The sequence below is a fragment of the Coleofasciculus sp. G1-WW12-02 genome (genome assembly GCF_040219735.1).
Taxonomy (GTDB): domain Bacteria; phylum Cyanobacteriota; class Cyanobacteriia; order Cyanobacteriales; family Coleofasciculaceae; genus Coleofasciculus.
Map to the genome: position 1 here is coordinate 1 of NZ_JAVJRX010000050.1, position 16,478 is coordinate 16,478.

General features: G+C 45.8%; 12 protein-coding genes. 7 read left to right on the forward strand and 5 right to left on the reverse strand.

The annotated features are described in order from the left end of the window. The first annotated feature begins 810 nt into the window (after positions 1-810). Complete coding sequence (locus RID09_RS08760; protein WP_446335559.1) at positions 811-1,599, forward strand: IS4 family transposase; 789 nt, start codon at positions 811-813, stop codon at positions 1,597-1,599. A 207-nt stretch (positions 1,600-1,806) separates the two neighbouring features. On the opposite strand, the gene RID09_RS08765 is transcribed toward RID09_RS08760, so the two are convergent. Together RID09_RS08765 and RID09_RS08770 are read right to left on the reverse strand one after the other, a co-directional pair. Then, positions 1,807-2,745, reverse strand: a complete 939-nt coding sequence (locus tag RID09_RS08765) for a C69 family dipeptidase (protein ID WP_446335560.1) — start codon at positions 2,743-2,745, stop codon at positions 1,807-1,809. Between the two features lie 171 nt (positions 2,746-2,916). After that, positions 2,917-3,834 carry a nucleotidyltransferase domain-containing protein gene (locus RID09_RS08770; protein ID WP_446335562.1) on the reverse strand — a complete coding sequence of 306 codons (918 nt, stop codon included), beginning with the start codon at positions 3,832-3,834 and terminating at the stop codon, positions 2,917-2,919. Between the two features lie 159 nt (positions 3,835-3,993). Here RID09_RS08770 and csaB point away from each other — a divergent pair, with 159 nt between their 5' ends. From csaB to RID09_RS08785, 3 genes are all read left to right on the forward strand, one after another. Further along, a complete protein-coding gene (csaB, locus tag RID09_RS08775) occupies positions 3,994-5,049 on the forward strand; it encodes a polysaccharide pyruvyl transferase CsaB (RefSeq protein WP_446335563.1) in 1,056 nt (351 codons plus the stop codon). A 368-nt stretch (positions 5,050-5,417) separates the two neighbouring features. After that, positions 5,418-7,004 (forward strand): hypothetical protein, encoded by a 1,587-nt coding sequence (locus tag RID09_RS08780; protein ID WP_446335564.1) that lies wholly within the window; start codon positions 5,418-5,420, stop codon positions 7,002-7,004. Continuing rightward, positions 7,005-7,874 carry a Cof-type HAD-IIB family hydrolase gene (locus tag RID09_RS08785; RefSeq protein ID WP_446335565.1) on the forward strand — a complete coding sequence of 290 codons (870 nt, stop codon included), beginning with the start codon at positions 7,005-7,007 and terminating at the stop codon, positions 7,872-7,874. A gap of 258 nt (positions 7,875-8,132) precedes the next feature. On the opposite strand, the gene RID09_RS08790 is transcribed toward RID09_RS08785, so the two are convergent. Further along, positions 8,133-9,278 (reverse strand): DALR anticodon-binding domain-containing protein, encoded by a 1,146-nt coding sequence (locus RID09_RS08790; RefSeq protein WP_446335566.1) that lies wholly within the window; start codon positions 9,276-9,278, stop codon positions 8,133-8,135. Between the two features lie 98 nt (positions 9,279-9,376). Here RID09_RS08790 and RID09_RS08795 point away from each other — a divergent pair, with 98 nt between their 5' ends. The 3 genes from RID09_RS08795 to RID09_RS08805 are packed head-to-tail and all read left to right on the forward strand — an operon-like array spanning position 9,377 to position 12,084. After that, positions 9,377-10,084 carry a Crp/Fnr family transcriptional regulator gene (locus tag RID09_RS08795; protein WP_446335567.1) on the forward strand — a complete coding sequence of 236 codons (708 nt, stop codon included), beginning with the start codon at positions 9,377-9,379 and terminating at the stop codon, positions 10,082-10,084. A 47-nt stretch (positions 10,085-10,131) separates the two neighbouring features. Next, on the forward strand, positions 10,132-10,671 hold the full coding sequence (locus RID09_RS08800; protein ID WP_446335568.1) for a Uma2 family endonuclease: 540 nt from the start codon (positions 10,132-10,134) through the stop codon (positions 10,669-10,671). A 54-nt stretch (positions 10,672-10,725) separates the two neighbouring features. Then, positions 10,726-12,084: an AAA family ATPase gene (locus RID09_RS08805; protein WP_446335569.1), complete on the forward strand. Its 1,359-nt coding sequence runs from the start codon at positions 10,726-10,728 to the stop codon at positions 12,082-12,084. A gap of 195 nt (positions 12,085-12,279) precedes the next feature. On the opposite strand, the gene RID09_RS08810 is transcribed toward RID09_RS08805, so the two are convergent. Together RID09_RS08810 and RID09_RS08815 are read right to left on the reverse strand one after the other, a co-directional pair. Continuing rightward, positions 12,280-13,230 (reverse strand): phosphate ABC transporter substrate-binding protein, encoded by a 951-nt coding sequence (locus RID09_RS08810; RefSeq protein WP_446335570.1) that lies wholly within the window; start codon positions 13,228-13,230, stop codon positions 12,280-12,282. A 347-nt stretch (positions 13,231-13,577) separates the two neighbouring features. Then, on the reverse strand, positions 13,578-16,223 hold the full coding sequence (locus RID09_RS08815) for a CHAT domain-containing protein (protein ID WP_446335571.1): 2,646 nt from the start codon (positions 16,221-16,223) through the stop codon (positions 13,578-13,580). Between the last annotated feature and the right edge of the window lie 255 nt (positions 16,224-16,478).

The following is a 16,478-nucleotide window of genomic DNA, read 5'->3' on the forward strand; positions in this document are numbered from 1 at the left end:
TTGAATTGAGCCTATACTACAAAACCATACTACATTACAAGTTAGGGATTCACGTTATGTGGCGCAACGTTAGTAGAGACGTTGCATGCAACGTCTCTACAACTTTTTGGTTGCACAAGGGATGTGACTCGCGCCCGCCCCGACTCAGGTTTCTAGACTTCCCGTGAAAAGTTAGCTTTAGATCCCCCTTCCGTCCCCCTTCTCAAGCTATGCATTACTCACATCTTTCTTAAAAATTCAGAAGGCTGGACATATATAGGTTTCAATCTAATGACGTTACATTTATTAATATACTCATCGGTAGTCCCTGGTCTATCGTCAACGTCGGAATACGGCAGGCTGACAACAGAGTGTGGTACAGTAGCAGCCTTCCCTTGCATCCATGGGACTTCAGTCAGCAACTTGGCTTAACCGATGTAACTGGTCCGGTTCCCATGTTTTGAGCGGTGGATTAAAGGCGACGCGATCGCAACAAATCCAGTTGAGCTATGACACTCTCCGCCTTCCCCTGTTTTGGGTGGTTGGTGTAAAACAGCGCGATTGCCTCCGGCACTGCGCTCCGCGCGATCGATCAATTGGTTAACCCTGTGAATTTTTGTTTCACTTTTTTGATTGACTGTTGGTGTTAAAAGCCAGCAAGAAAGGTATGGGTTATCTAGACAATAGTAAATCTGCATGGGACTCAAACCCTAATCCCACCGGAAACAACAGTGGTAACAGTTGCTGACCGAGAAGCTGATATCTATGACTTGTTGGCATTGCCCCGCCGCCCAAACAGTGAGTTGATCATCCGGGCTAACCACAATCGTTGTGTCAAGTCCACACAGCCCGACCCACAAGTGCAGCGCTTGCAGCAAGCCATTGAGAAAGCGCCACCAATGGGCCAGCTTACCAAGGAAAAAGAGACGACATCCAGAACGTCAACCCCGAATCGCCACTATCACACTGCGGACTACCACCGTAGAATTACACCCCCCCAATACTCATCCACAACGTCAACACCTTCAACCTGTCTGTGTACAGGTAATTCAAGCACTTGAAGTTGACCCACCCCCAGGTGTGGAACCCGTTAATTGGTTACTTCTAACCACCTTAGCCATCACTTGCTTTGAGGATTTGGTGCAATGTTTACGTTGGTATTCTTATCGTTGGTTGATTGAACGTTATCATTATGTTCTCAAGAGTGGTTGTCGCCTCGAACAACTGCAATTGGAAAGTGCCGATCGCATTCATCGAGCTTTGGCTACCTACACGATTGTCGCTTGGCGATTATTATGGATCACCTATCTAGCCCGTTACCATCCCGATCTGCCTGCCGACACTGTTTTAGAAGCATATCAGTGGCAGGCTCTTTATTGCACGATTCATCATCACTCTAACCCTCCTGACTCTCCTCCCAATTTAAGAGATGCCGTGCGTTGGATTGCCCAACTTGGCGGGTTCTTAGCCCGCTCTCATGATGGCGAACCGGGAGTTAAAACTATTTGGCAAGGTCTACGACGACTCCATGACATTGCCCAGACATGGCTTTTACTTTCCCCCAACAACACGGCTAAAGTCAAGGGAATTTATGTTAAGAAAGATGTGAGTAATGCATAGCTTAAAAAGGGGGAGACCAGAGGATGCTTCGCTTTTTTTGCACGGGGGAGAATTCAAAGCCTTCTCAAGAGCAGGAGAGAGGTTTTCCAGATCCCGACCAAAAGTAAGAAGAGAAGACAGGCTTATCCGAGCAGTATTGACCCCTCACTAAACCTCCCCTTGCCAAGGGGAGGGAACTCGGATGAGTTTTAGTTATTCTACCTAATCTTAATGTATTGACACTGAATCCACTAAACAACTCTTTTGTTTATAGGGTTGCTGACAAGGAAAGGGTTGCTCAATAAACCAGTGTTGACACCCATCTGGCGACAGAGACGAAACTTGACTTCCCGCACTTTCATAAGCGCCATGCATACAAATATTACCCTTGTGTTCTCGTAAAATTGATTGTGCTGTTTCTATGGAAAACTTGCCTTCATTCACTTGACATAAATGTCTGACTCGCCCTTCTCTGGAATCAATGGATAGCGATTCAGAAAATCCCCCTTCAGAAAAAATGCTGGCAAAATCAAAATCATCGTCTCCAGTACACCATCCCCGATTCACCGCATATTGAATTACCTTTGGATGGCGCAGATCACCCGAATTTCGGATACTGAGATTATTAGAAATTGAGCGAGTTCCTTGCTGCACTCGTTCAGCCACCCAATACTCACCTGCGGTTTCTAATACCCAGGCTTCTTGGAAATCTGCCAGAATAAACGAATTATGATAATTCATGGCAAAGTTTTCGGCACAATTTCCCCCTTGTCCATATTTATTTAGCAACGAAGTGATGATATGAAGCGCATCTAAAGCTGTTTTACCTCTTTCTAATCCTAACCGGACTAAATCCATACCTAACAAACCTTTGGTTTTATAGGGTTCAACTGTCCCAACGGCTTCATTGCCAATCACAACGCCACATTCATTTGCCCCCATTTCTGCGCCCCACATCCATCGGGGTTTAGAGAGGATTACGGCTAATGTTTTTTCAACTTGTGGAATTGAGATATAGGTGCATTGAACTGTCGTGTCTGAGTTGTATTTTTTGGCGGCAATAACGACAACATCTTGAATTTCACCTTGGGGGCGATCGCTATTTTTCCCGAAAATAACGTTACCGTTGATTGTTGAGTTGGGTAAGGCAACAAATGTATCACACATAGGATTTATCAATTTGAATTTAGAAACAGGTGGTGAATGGAATAAGGGATTTAATGGTGTATAGACGTAGCCTGCTACGTCTATACAAGGTTATGATATGTGGCAAATATTTTGATATTTCATTATTCATTATAGGAAGGAATGGGAATGTTTAGGGCGAAGACAGCGCAACTACGAACGACTCCGCCTTGCTTGAATTAAGAAGGCGTTGGCTTTTTCATAATCTGGGCGTTCGGGTAATGATGTTTTCCTCAATGCTTCATCAAATTGATGATGTAATGCTAACCGCCAAGCATTTACCTCTTCCCAATCCATTTCTCCCTGACGAATCGCTAGCAACTGCTGTCGATAGTCATCGACTTTAACGGGAACAAAGCCTTCTTGGAGGATAGTAATCCCCGATAACAATAAACGGATCAGATGCATGGCGTGTTTTAAACGAACCTGTCCTTTTGTGCGGAGATCTTGCTCCATTTTTTTGAATTGGGACATAACATAACCGTTATAGGTCTGATAGACTAATTGAGAGAGAAACATTTCTCGCTTCTCTAGCAAGTCTTCGGCTAAGGGTGTTGCTGTCTCGATTAAGGGAGTATACAAGCATTCTAAAACATTGGGATTGGCTTTAAGTGCCAAGATTAAAAACTTTTGCAATTCCCAATAACATTCCTGATTTTCTGAGTTTTCTAACTGTTCTGGAATACCATAAAGTGACCAGTGAATATCAGCAGGGGGTAAGTAAATCCCCCGACGGTCAATATCTGAGGTTTCCTGATCTAAACCAAAAGCCCTAGATCCCACAATACAGCGATAGATGACATACTCGTATAATTGGAAATCACTCAGGCTATCGGCGGCTTGCTGTAATCCTTCGCTTTGAAAATGCTTACGGATACTAAATTCCTGTCGATTCAGGGTGATTTCAACGTCATTAGGCAAACGGATGCGATAAGCATGGGAATTATCGGTTGGCGATTTGACGATAACACCAACAGCACCCCGTACACATAACGGTTCATTGGCAGAATTTTTTACCTCAACACGACTGACAATTTGCGTACCGACGGGCAGGATTAAGTTAGGATTCATTCAGTGAATTTGCAGTGCGATCGCGAGAAACAGATCGTTGCTCTCCGTAATTGTATTATATCTGTATTAATTATACTACTCAAACGTCAGGGGAAACAATTGACACAGGAATCGCGGACTGTCCTAAACTGATAGCAAACACAGAAGACGAATCAGTCCATGGGGCAGAAACGGGCGATAGTATGCGGGTATTATGGCAAGGGCAATGGGGGTGATGAGGCGTTACTGGCGTCGTTGCTACAAATGCTGCCCAAATCAATAACACCACTGGTGCTTTCGGGTAATCCTAACCAGACAAGTAAACGCTATGGAGTACAAACTTGCGATCGCACCTCAGCGTTTCGTGTCCTAGAAGCCTTTAACCAAGCCGATAGTTTTATCTGGGGGGGTGGGAGTTTAATCCAAGACGCCACCAGTGCCATGAGTCCAGTTTACTACAGTGGGTTAATGGGATTCGCCCAACAAAGGGGGTTAAAAACCCTGGCTTGGGCGCAGGGAATTGGTCCGTTGCAGCGTCCTCTGACGCGCTGGATGGCACGACAATGTTTTCAGGGGTGTACTGGCGTCAGTGTACGCGATCGCACCTCAGCCGCCCTCCTAGCCGATTGGCAGGTGCCGTTTCGGGTTGCCCCTGATCCAGTGTGGGCATTAGACTCAACCCCAGTACCCGGATTGTGGGATTTACCGGCACCCAGAGTCGCCGTCACCTTGCGATCGCACCCAAATCTCACCCCTGAGCGTCTCGCCAACCTTACCCAAGCTCTGATACACTTCCAAGGGGCAACTAAAACCTGTATACTACTTGTGCCATTTCAGGCATCTCAAGATCTGAGCATCGCCCAATCCATTGCCTCCCAGCTTCCGGATACCCATCAGATTTTCCACCTCGAGGAACCCAAACAATTAAAAGGATTGTTTCGCGGGGTAGAAATGGCAATTGGGATGCGCTACCACAGTCTAATTATGGCAGCAGCCCAAGACTGTCGCTGTTTTGCCCTAAGCTATGACCCCAAGGTTGACTCCCTCATGGCAGAACTCGACTTGCCAGGATGGAAGTTAACGGAAATACCCGATGATCCGAATGCGATCGCTCATACCTGGATCGATTACTATGCCAATGGTAATCCCAAGAGCCGCGATCAAATCCAATCCTTAGTGGATCGGGCATTAATGCATCAAGATTTGTTGGTAGACATTCTCGTCAAGGAGTCCTGAAATTGATCGAACAAAGGCACAAGGCAGAAGGCATAAGGCACAAGGGATGGCTATGCCCTATTTATGGTGATCAGGAAACGTTATTATTGAATTCAGTCAAAGGCTTGCTGAGTAAGGCATTTTCTGCTAAAAGTTCCCCATCAACTAGGGTTTTCACCCGAAGTACCGAAGATCCCACAATTTGTAATCTGGCAAGTTTTGTGCCTTACTTTGGGGAGGAGTCACAAACGAGGAAATCCTAACTAACCCTGGCTCCGAGCCATCCGGCAGCTTAAAACACAAGATACTGGTTTATATAAATAACCCCTTAAAATTCATAATCCATAATTCATACTTTGGTTGATTTGTGACCCTCTGGATGAAGAGCCATGAGTGATTCTGACACCCCAAATAAAGAGCCTCTCCCGGAGTCCAGTCAATGGACAGATGAGAGTGCTGAACATAACCCCGATGAGCAAGAGAATCCTGAATCTCAGACGCTGCTCAACCTCTTTCGGATATCCGATAGGAAGGAGGATGAACCACAGCCGGACGTCGAAATTGACCAAACTGTCGAGTCAGACTCCACGATAAACATTGAGGCAGAAAATCGCAATCCCGAATCACTCCCTACCCTGGCAGAATCTCGTAACAAAGAGCCTCTACCGGAGTCCAGTCAATGGAGAGATGAGAGTGCTGAACATAACCCCGATGAGCAAGAGAATCCTGAATCTCAAACGCTGATCAACCTCTTTCAGATATCCGATAGGAATGAGGGTGAACCACAGCCAGACGTTGAAATTGACCAAACTGTCGAGTCAGACTCCACGATAAACATTGAGGCAGAAAATCGCCATCCCGAATCACTCCCCACCCTGGCAGAATCTCGTAACAAAGACGCTGATTGGTTTGCCCTTGCCCAAAAAATGCGCCAACGCAATCGCCGCTTGCTCGAACAAATTGCTCAGCTTCAGAACGCCCTGACAGAAAAACAGGACGCCTTAAACGCCGAGATGCTGCGATCGCAAGAGCAGGATAGTCTCATTGTCCGCCAAGGGGAGGAACTTAACACGCTGCAAGAGCAATTAACTCGTCTGTTCCATACCCTAGAATCATCCCATCAAGCCGCCCAACGTCAGCAAATCCTGATTGAAACCTTATCAGATCAATTACAAAGCTCTCAAGAACGAGTGGCACAACTGGAACGGGAATGTGCTCTCACCCAGCAACGTTATAACGAACAGTCTCATCAATTGCTGCAATCGGCTAATACCTGTCGAGAACTGAAAACCCGCTTACACCGACAGCAACAGCAAACCTTACAATTTAAGGTTGCCCTAGAAAAATGCCTGGAAATGCCGAACCGTCAGTTAGGCGAACCCCAACCCATCCGTCCGAAACGGGATACAAGCGGTGTTGTCCCGAAAGCCCAACCCATCCAACCTTGGTCAGCTCAACAGGATTTCTTAGAAGAGCAATCTTATACTAATACCGATCCACTTTGGAATCGTCCACTCCAGCTCGACTCATTATTAGTTACCTCCGCTTCAGATACCGAGGAATTTACTGAACCCAGGGAGTATCACCCATCGACAAGTCCAATTGACTCGACAATCACCCCGATTCCAGAGAGTACGGCGGCGGAATTAGAAGCAGAGAGACAGCTTCTGGCTGAAATGAACTCTCTGGCGCAAGCGTCAGGGTTATCAGAATTGGCATACGATTTAGTTCAGGAGCAAAGCCATTGGCTGCTAGAAGCTGGAACTGATCCAGAAACAGTTGATGAATCCGGAGTATCTTCAAAAGAGACATCAGAGGCTGAGCTGGCTGAGGATGAATGGGATGATGAAAATGAGGTGAGTCTCCCTCAACCCAATTGGCCCTCACCTGTAGTTTATCCGCTACGGCGTCCGAAAAAGATTAAATCATTGGCATCAATTGAGTTACCGAGTTTCCCCCGGTATCGCCCCGTATAAATGACAGATTTAAAACACATGCCTAAATCCTTAGAGCCTCAAGAGCGAGATACCCTGAATATTCAATTACTCGTTCTGGATATTGATGGCACAATCGCGGGTGAATCCAACACCATTACAGAACCTGTAAAGCAAGCCATTCGGAAGATACAGGCAAAGGGAATTCAAGTCGCGATCGCAACGGGGCGCATGTACTGTTCTGCCTTACGCTTCCATCGGGAGGTTGGTTCTACCCTACCCATCTTGGCGTATCAAGGCGCATGGATTCAAGATCCCGCCACGGAGACAATTCACCGTCATTTATCTGTCTCCCGTGCTAGGGCTGAACAATTGTTAGATTATTTTGAGAGTGACATGCTGCGATCGCAGCTTTCGGTGCATTTCTATATCAATGACCAATTGTATGTCCGGGAAATCACTCCCGAAACCCAGCGCTATGCTCAACGGGCAGATATTCAACCCCTATCCGTGGGTGACTTGCGTCAGGTACTTACCAACGAACCCACTAAGGTATTAGCCCTGTGTCAGGATACAACCGTTATCGACCAATTATTTAGCCGATTGCGCCAGCAATACACTCCCGCCGAACTTTACCTCACCAAATCAGTAGCCACCTTCTTTGAAGCCACCAATCCCCTCGTCAACAAAGGAGAAGCCCTGCGCTACTTAGCAGAAGACGTGCTGGGACTATCCGCTCAAAATGTTATGGCAATTGGCGATAACTTTAACGATATCGAAATGTTGGAATATGCGGGGTTTGGCATCGCCATGAGCAATGCGCCTCTAGAAGTCCAGGCGATCGCGCAGTGGGTAGCTCCCTCTGTTGAACAAGACGGCGTAGCTACAGCCATTGAAACGTTAATTCTTTAGTCCCTAATCCCCAGTCATTTTGATCAGAAAGGGAACCGACGACTGTCCGTGTTTCGTCTCGGTTCCCCCGCTGGTTCGCTCCTCACACATTCAGAATCATACCGGAATGAGTGGGAATTGTCACGCCTTGTAAAAAAAGTTGTTTTTCTACGCTCCTAAGATAAAAAAAACCTTACCTTTCAACCCGACCCAATCGCAGAATGCTAAACTGAAATGTTAATAATCTCCCTCAGCTCCCCCATCTGGATTGTGCAGCGCCTACAACGCTCTAGGGGCAGATACACCCAGTTTCTCTAGGAGCGATCGCAACACCACCTGCGTAACCCCGATTAACCCTAATCTCGCCTGAGCTAGGGGCAAGTTGTAATTTTTCACATCTCCCCAAATTCGGCAGGATTTGTAAAATTGCTCAAATCCCTGACTTACAGTCAATCCTTGTTTAACCCAACGCTGACTATCTGAAGTACTCATCACATCTAACAGATCTAAAAGCTGGACAATCAAATCCCATTCGGCGGGATGGGTTAAGCGTAGGTGTACCGACTCTCTATCTGACTCTCCTGCATCTTGGAGCCAAGGAATTGGATTTGGGGAAATGATCACCATTGGCAATTGACGGGCGATTGGCGGGGGATTGGGCGAAGCATTCGCGTTGGGAATTTGGCAGACAACCGATATATCTGGGGCGATTGGCGGGGGATTGGGCGAAGCATTCGCGTTGGGAATTTGGCAGACAACCGATATATCTGGGGCGATTGGCGGGGGATTGGGCGAAGCATTCGCGTTGGGAATTTGGCAGACAACCGATATATCTGGGCGCGAATGCTTCGCCCCTACGAACGTGCCATGGTACGTCTCTACATGATCTTTTACCTGAATTAACCCCTGCTCGTCAGCCAACTGCAAAAGCGAACAGCAACGGGCGTGAACATATTGAATGGGAAAAATCTTGTCAGAATCCGGCTGATTTTGTCCGAGTTTTTCTCTATCCCCGGCTCCCCCTTTTTCCTGAAATTTCTGTTTTAAATAATGTCTGGGAACAGAAGGAAAGGGGGGTATTTTAAACCACTCTTGTAAGTAGGTGGCTAAGGCGCGATCGCTGAGTCGGAAAAGAATCCAGCCAGGAGGCAATACTTCAACCGTAAAATCTATAGCAATCGCGTCACCAGACTCTTGAGAAAGCGTTAGCAAGGCGACGGTGAGCTGACGGGCAATGTCTAAGGGAGTCTGTTGCCAAGGTGAAGATAACTTGAGTGCGATCGCAGACCGATAGCATACATAATTAGGAGTAGAGAAACGGTATAAGGGTATGGTTTGGGGCGTTAACTCAGCATCAGTGGATAAAGTGCCTACTCTGCCAATTGCCTGCCAAAGCTGTTGTTGCAACTGAGATTTAATACTCATATTGTTACTAAATGCTTTCACCATGAAAACTCTATAGTTAGATGTATTTTTAACTACTGTAAAATTAACAATAACTTGGTCTCCATCTTGACGGAGCTATGAATTTACCACCCTCCACATCAGAAGCATCTCGCTCGTTCTTAACCTGGCAACGTATTCTGGATTGGGCACAGGAACACTACCGCGATCGAACGTTTAGCAAAGATGAGCTAATCCCGACTCGTTCGGGATTGCTGTATCTCGTGCAGCGAGGAGCAGTACGTTTAGTGGGTACAACTCAAATCAGCACAAGTCACTCCACAGATGAATCATTGTCCCACATCCAACAAGAAGCCTTTTTAGGATTTGTCGGTGCAGGTCAGCCTTTTGAAATTGTGGCACAATCACCCTTTACCCTGTCCGCCTACTCCCATGTTGAGCAAACCTCAGTCCTCTGGATGTATTGGCATGATCTAGACAATTGGCCCCACTTCCGGCGTGAGGTGTTGAATGCGTTCCGCTATCAACATCAGCGTAAACTCCTATGGTTGAGTATCTTGGGACAACGCAAAACCATTGATCGCCTTTTCGGATTACTGACTCTGATGATTGAAGAATTTGGCGAACCGACACCCGATGGCTATTGTCTGCCATTTCCTTTAACTCACGCCCAAATTAGCAGTGCAATTGGTTCAACTCGTGTCACCGTGACTCGCTTAATGGGAAGGTTACGCAAAAAGGGACTGATTAGCACCTACGGGGATAATTTAATTTGCTTACCCATGCAATCTGTTGATTTTAATAACGATAGTTCAAAATCAAGCTAATCGGTTATTTGTTATCATATCAAACCTAGATAGTTGAGGATAGAGTGATGGTCATAGCAGCGAATGTAACTGATAATATTTCTCTAGATGACTTTATGGCTAATCCTCCCGATCATACAGAGTGGGTGGATGGACAATTGATTGAGACAACGGGAATGACGATAAAACATAGTCGAATTCAATCGAGGTTGGATGGTTACTGGAGAAATTACATCAGCGAGTCGGGACAAGGCGGTGAACCACTCGTAGAACTTCCTTGTCGCACATTGCATCAGGGGCGTCGTCCAGATGTTTCTTATTTAACGTCCCAATTGTTAGATCAGTATGGAGATGTGGCTGTATTACCCCAAAGCCCCCCTCTGATTGCCGAAATTGCCTCACCCACAGATACAGCCGAGGACTTATTTGCCAAGGCGACGGAGTATTTAGAGTCAGGTTGTCAAGAAGTTTGGTTAGTGTTTCCTGAGACTCGTTGGATTTTGGTGATCACTCAGAATCAAACATTAGCATTTCGTTCCGGTGATGTGGTGAGTACGCAGGTTGTTCTAACCGGCTTTAGCATAGCCGTTGATGAGTTGTTTGCATAAAGTTTGTAGTTGCGCTGTCTTCATTCCTGCAAACCTAAACCTGAGAACCAGTCCATGAAAATAAGTAAAATAATTGTCAAGGGCTTTCAACAGTTCAATAATTTCCAGTTAGATTTGGTAAACCCCAAGACAGGTAAACCACTAGATAAAATATGCTTGATTGGTACAAATGGAACGGGAAAAACAACGATTTTGGAGAAAATAATCCACTTATTAAATGAGTCTAATGGTTATGGAAATCAGCCAAAGCAACTGAAAAACCTGCCATTATTCGCTGTAAAATTTTCTGCCTCGTCTGGAGATTTTTTTGCTTGTCATCCTCCCTATAGCGGTTCTGATAGTTATGGTGCTCCAATAGTCTACTATAATGCTGACGTCGAACAGACTGACGAATGGCATCGGTTTGTCACTGATCCAACCCAAAAAGTCGTACCACCGGACTTCTGCATACAACACTACATTTCCAGTCAGCCCGTTCCCTCGCTTACCAACAAGAAAGATTTAATTATTCATGTACCAGCCGATCGGTCATTGCTTTTACAGAAAGGAGATTTACCTGTAACAACACTTGACGAAGCTTTAAAGCTATTCCAAAATTTTCCAGTTTATCACTTTATATCTATGGAAAATGCCGGAGAGTTTTGGAAACTATTAATTTATCTGGTTAAAAAACGGGAAAGTGATTACCTAGATCATTTAAAGCAACCTAAAAATAGAAAGAAAACGATTGAAGAGGTTGAGGCGGAATTTAAAAAAAATAATCCAGAGATTCTCCAAGAAATTGGCAACTTATGGAATCGAATACTAGACAAGCCAGGACTAAAATTCGATATTGAAGAAGCAGGAATTCCTGTACAACTCAACGAAAATCTTCAGGCGTATGTGAAAGTTAAGAGTTCCGGGCAACCCTTACCCTACAACAGCCTCAGTAGTGGGATTCGTAACTACATCTTCAAGTTAGGGCATATTAAAACATTGTACTTCCAACGTCAGATAGAGCGAGGTTTTCTATTGGTTGATGAACCCGAAAATAGTTTATATCCGGATCTGCTTTATGACCTAATTGAGCAATATCTCTCAATTATCCAAAACACACAGTTCTTTGTCGCTACCCATAATCCAATTATCGCCGCTCAGTTTGAACCTTATGAGCGAATCCACCTGGATTTTGATGAGCAAGGGTTTGTCAGGGCGACACCGGGCGTTACTCCGATTGGAGATGACCCCAATGATTTGTTAATTAAAGATTTTCATGTACGCAGCATCTACGGAAAACAAGGACTACAAAAATGGGAACGATTTCTGGAACTACAGCGATTAATTCACTCAACTAGCGACATAAATCGCCAACAGGAGTTGATTACTGAATATCTAGAAATCGGAAACGCCTATAACTTTGATCCATCCAAATGAGATATCTGAGAAAGTCGGCGCAGTCAAAGATAATTTCTAATCAGTGGCAGTATTCAAATGGCTCTCCCGTACCTAGGGTGATAAGCAAACCTGATTATTCTTGGAAACTTTGTGGGGCAAGACTTTCAAAACAATGTTTTTAGGGAAGCTATCACTAATATAGGCTTTTCCACCACAAGTACGGGAGAGCCCAACTTACTGGTTAGTCGCCGCGATCGCGCCTTGTCCTTGGGGTGAGGCGACATAACCCAGAAAGGCTTGCACCTGAGGAGTTGCAGGCTGTTTGTAGACGTAGTAAAGTTCTCGTTGATAGGGATAATTCGCCGCTTGGGGGGTTAACCCATCGACGGGTACAATTTGCACCGTTTGTTGATCCGCAACCTGGCTATATGTGGCATAACTAATTCCATTGCTACCCAAGTCTCGCAAAATAGGAGTGGTTGCATCCCGTTGCATTGTGACAATGTTAGACGTTTGACCAAATCCTCCACCGTTAAGTACCAGTTCTTGAAACGCCTGACGAGTTCCGCTAACAGTCGGGCGATTAATCACGCGAATTTGCTCTGAATCACCACCGACTTGTGACCAATTGGTAATCTGTCCTTGAAAAATTTGCTGAACTTGCGCCTGAGTTAAGCCTCGTTGAAAAAGATTTTGCTCACCTATCACGATCGCGATCGCATCCTTCGTTACAGGTACAGCCATTAAGCCTTGGGACTGTTCTTGGGGTGTCAAGGGACGAGAAATTGCTGCGATATCTGCACTTGCGGTTAAAATCGCCAGAATTCCCTTATCTGAACCCTCGGCTTTGGTTTCCACAACTGTCCCAGGAAACTGCTGTTCAAAACTTTGTTTCAAGGCTTGATTAATTTGCACCATACTGGTAGAACCCGCTATCCTGACAGTTGTGCCAGTGGGAACAGTTTGAGGTGGTGCAAAAGCACTGTTGGGATCTGCGGTTGGAGTTCCAGGATTGGCAGGTTGAGTGGGTGGGGATGGATTTTGAGCTGGGTTATTTTCACCTCCTGTCAATACACCTAGATTTGTGCCAGATTGACGGGTAAACCACCAAAAACCACCCGCTAATATTAAAACTGTAATTACAAGAGCAGCAATGAGTGTTCCCGTTTCGTTCTTCTGCGACATAATTAATTAATAGACGGATTTAGGGCTTATACTGTTTCTCTTCAATCGTGCAACGAATATACCCCCTGATCAAGGGGGGACTACAGTTCGGTCTGATCTGGCGCAACATCATGGAGAATTGGTATTCCAATTTTAACAAAATCAGCCGTTAAGTAGATGTCATTGGTAATGATAACTGTTTAGACAGACATAATATGAAAATTCTCTTAAGGTCGGGGCGGGTTTAGTTACTTATGGGTGCAAAAGAAAAGATAGGAGTGAAACCCGCCCCTACACAGGCGTTTGCTTATGGCGGGTTTAGTTACTTATGGATGCAAAACAAAAGATAGGAATGGAATCCGCCTGAGTTAAACCCAATTGCCAACTAACACAAAAGGCGTCCAGAAATAGGGATGCTTGCGATATTTTGGATCTTGTAAAATCAAGAGTTGAGCGCGACGCAGGGCTTCAGCTTTACTCACTTTATCCTGGGTGAGTACCTGGTAAAATTTCACCATCAGATCCGCTGTCGTCTCATCATCCACTAACCATAACGTCGCGATGGTACTGCGAGCCCCCGCCCTCACGGCGACACCCGCTAATCCTAACGCGGCTCGATCATCGCCTTTGGCGGTTTCGCACGCACTAAGTACGAGTAATTCAATGGGATTGGTTTGACGCAGATCTGTAGTTTTGAGTAAAGAACTCAATTCATTCACATTTAGCCGATCATCCCAGGTAATAATAAAGGTTCCCTCAGCCTCTGAACTAAATTGACCGTGGGTGGCGAGATGAACGACGGGAAATGAGACATTCGCGATCGCATCTTTCAACGTGGATTTGGTAAACTCCTGATTGAGTAACAATTTCCCTGACATCAACGATTGAATTTGCTGGAGTTCGGTTTTGACATTAGGAAGGGCACTAAAGTCTTGGCGGGATTCGGAGAGTCCAGCAGTTAAAACTTCAAGCCGTTGTTCGGTAAGGGGTGTGGACTCTAACAACTCTAACCCTGGAGTCAGCGCGATCGCATAATTTTGCAGTAAGTAGTTATCACCGTCGTGCAGCGCCCCCATGGGGATATTCCGCAGGGTACCATTCAACACAAAGACTAAGGTTTTTACCTCACTTGTGGCTAAATCAGCAGCGGCGGGTTGAATAATCCAGTCATAGACTTTTCGGGCGAGGGGGAGAAATCTTAAACTGGTACGCTCAGGTAATGCTTGACGTAAATCCTCTAATGTGCTTTCTAATTCAGTTTGGGACACGAAGGTGGTATATCGGTGCAAGGGTTGATTGGGCAAATGGACAATTGTTTCCAAGCGATTGGAGAGGATAATCGGGTAAAGTACGGCAGCTTGTTGGTCAATCGTATCAATTTGTACAGGCTGGGCAGTGATACAATCGGCTTGAAAGAAGTTATCCAATTCCGCGATTTGGAGTAATTCAATCACCTGACGGGCTTGTTCGAGTCGTTCTGAACTAATTTGCGTATTATCTTCGGGTAGTAGCAGTTCGACTAACTCCCGGTAGATGGGTTCAACCTGTTCACGAAAGGAATACTGAACATTAGAATTAACGGCGACTAAATCACTACGCAGGGATTGAAGGGTATCCACCGCCCCTTGGTACGCCGCAATTGCCCCTTGGATATCGCCCTGCTGTTTGAGTAAGCGCCCTAGTTGCCATTGCCAAGGATACAGACTATCCCAGGCTTCAATGGCTTGGGTTTTAATTAAGGCTTGTTGGGTTAAATCTTGGGCTTGTTGCAGTTGATTGGTTTGTTCGTACAGATGTCCCAGAGTTCCCAATGCATAAGCGTGGAGGCGTTGACTTCCCAGGGTTTCCGCCTGCTGGATAGCGGTGGTGAGGATTTGGGCGATTTCTGGGTGTAGAGACGTTGCTAATTTAATCAGACTTTCGCCAAAGTTAATCTGAAATGTAATCCCTTGCTCTGAAATGGGTAAGCGGTTGAGTTGGCTTTGGATTTGGGGGATTAAGGTTTGCGCTTGTTGGCGATTTCCGGTTTCGATAAGTAAGCTGAGTTGATTGAGTTTTGCCCCTAATTCGATAAGGGGAGAAGGGGCTTGGGTTATCGCTTGTTGATAGAAATCGAGGGCGGCTTCAATTTGCTGCTGTTGACGGGCGGTATTGGCAAGGCTAAGCAGGGCGGCGCTAATATCGGGGGGGGATTCTAACTGGCGGGCAATTTGTAAACTTTCTGCTAGTACCTGACGGGCTTGAGGCAAGTCGTCTACAAATTGTAACACCTCACCGAGCGATCGCAAGCCGATGGCTTTGGTGAGTGAATCGGGCTGATTGTCGAGGGTTTGTCTAACTTGCTTGAGTAAGGCTAATGCCCGTCGATGCAATCCTAGAACTTGCATCGCTTGCGCCTGGTTAATTTGGCTTTTTATTTTACCTGTTTTATCCCCTAACTGATTGTACAGGGCGGTAGCTTGCTTCCAGGTGGCTAAGGCTTGTTCGGCTTGTCCCTGATGCAGTTGTAAACGCCCCTGAATATTGAGGCTTTGGGCTAGTACGTTTAGGTGATGGGTAGAAACGTCGCGGTTTGCTTTAGTTTGCAGCAGGGTTAAACTCTGGGAAATGGCGTCGTTTGCCTGGGACCATAATCCAAGTTGCTGATAGGCTAAGGAGAGATTACTCAGGACTGTGGCTTGCTTAATTGTTTCGCCTTGGGTTTGATAAGCTTGGGCAGCTTTTTGGAGAAATTCTACAGCATCAGTATATTGTCCTGTTTCGTAAAAAGTTCTGCCTTGTTTCACCCAATCTGCGGGGGAAGGATTAACGGTTGTTGTCTCGATTGCGGCTGTTTGGGGTTCTTTTTGTCCTATTCCTGTTGCTGATACAGGGGAAATGACAATACATAAAATGGCGGTGAGGATTCCTAATAGTAGCCATGAGATACCCCATTTTTTGGCGCTAAAGCGCTGACTACGAACCCTGGCGCTAAAGCGCTTACTACGAACAGGCAGATGCCATTTGTTTCTCATACTATTTCATCCCAACAAGATTGCATTGTAGGGGCACGACAATGCCGTGCCCTTATATCATGTCCGTCTAATACCGAATCCGATGAAATCATCCCCTTTTAAACTTGGCTAATTTTTCCTTCTATCCCTTGGAGTCTTGTTTAATACCAAGTTGCATTCAAAGATATACCTTTCTCTCCCCCTGCTTCCCCTGCTTCCCCTGCTTCCCCTGCCTCCCCTGCTTCCCCTGCCTCCCCTGCTTTTCCTATCTACTAT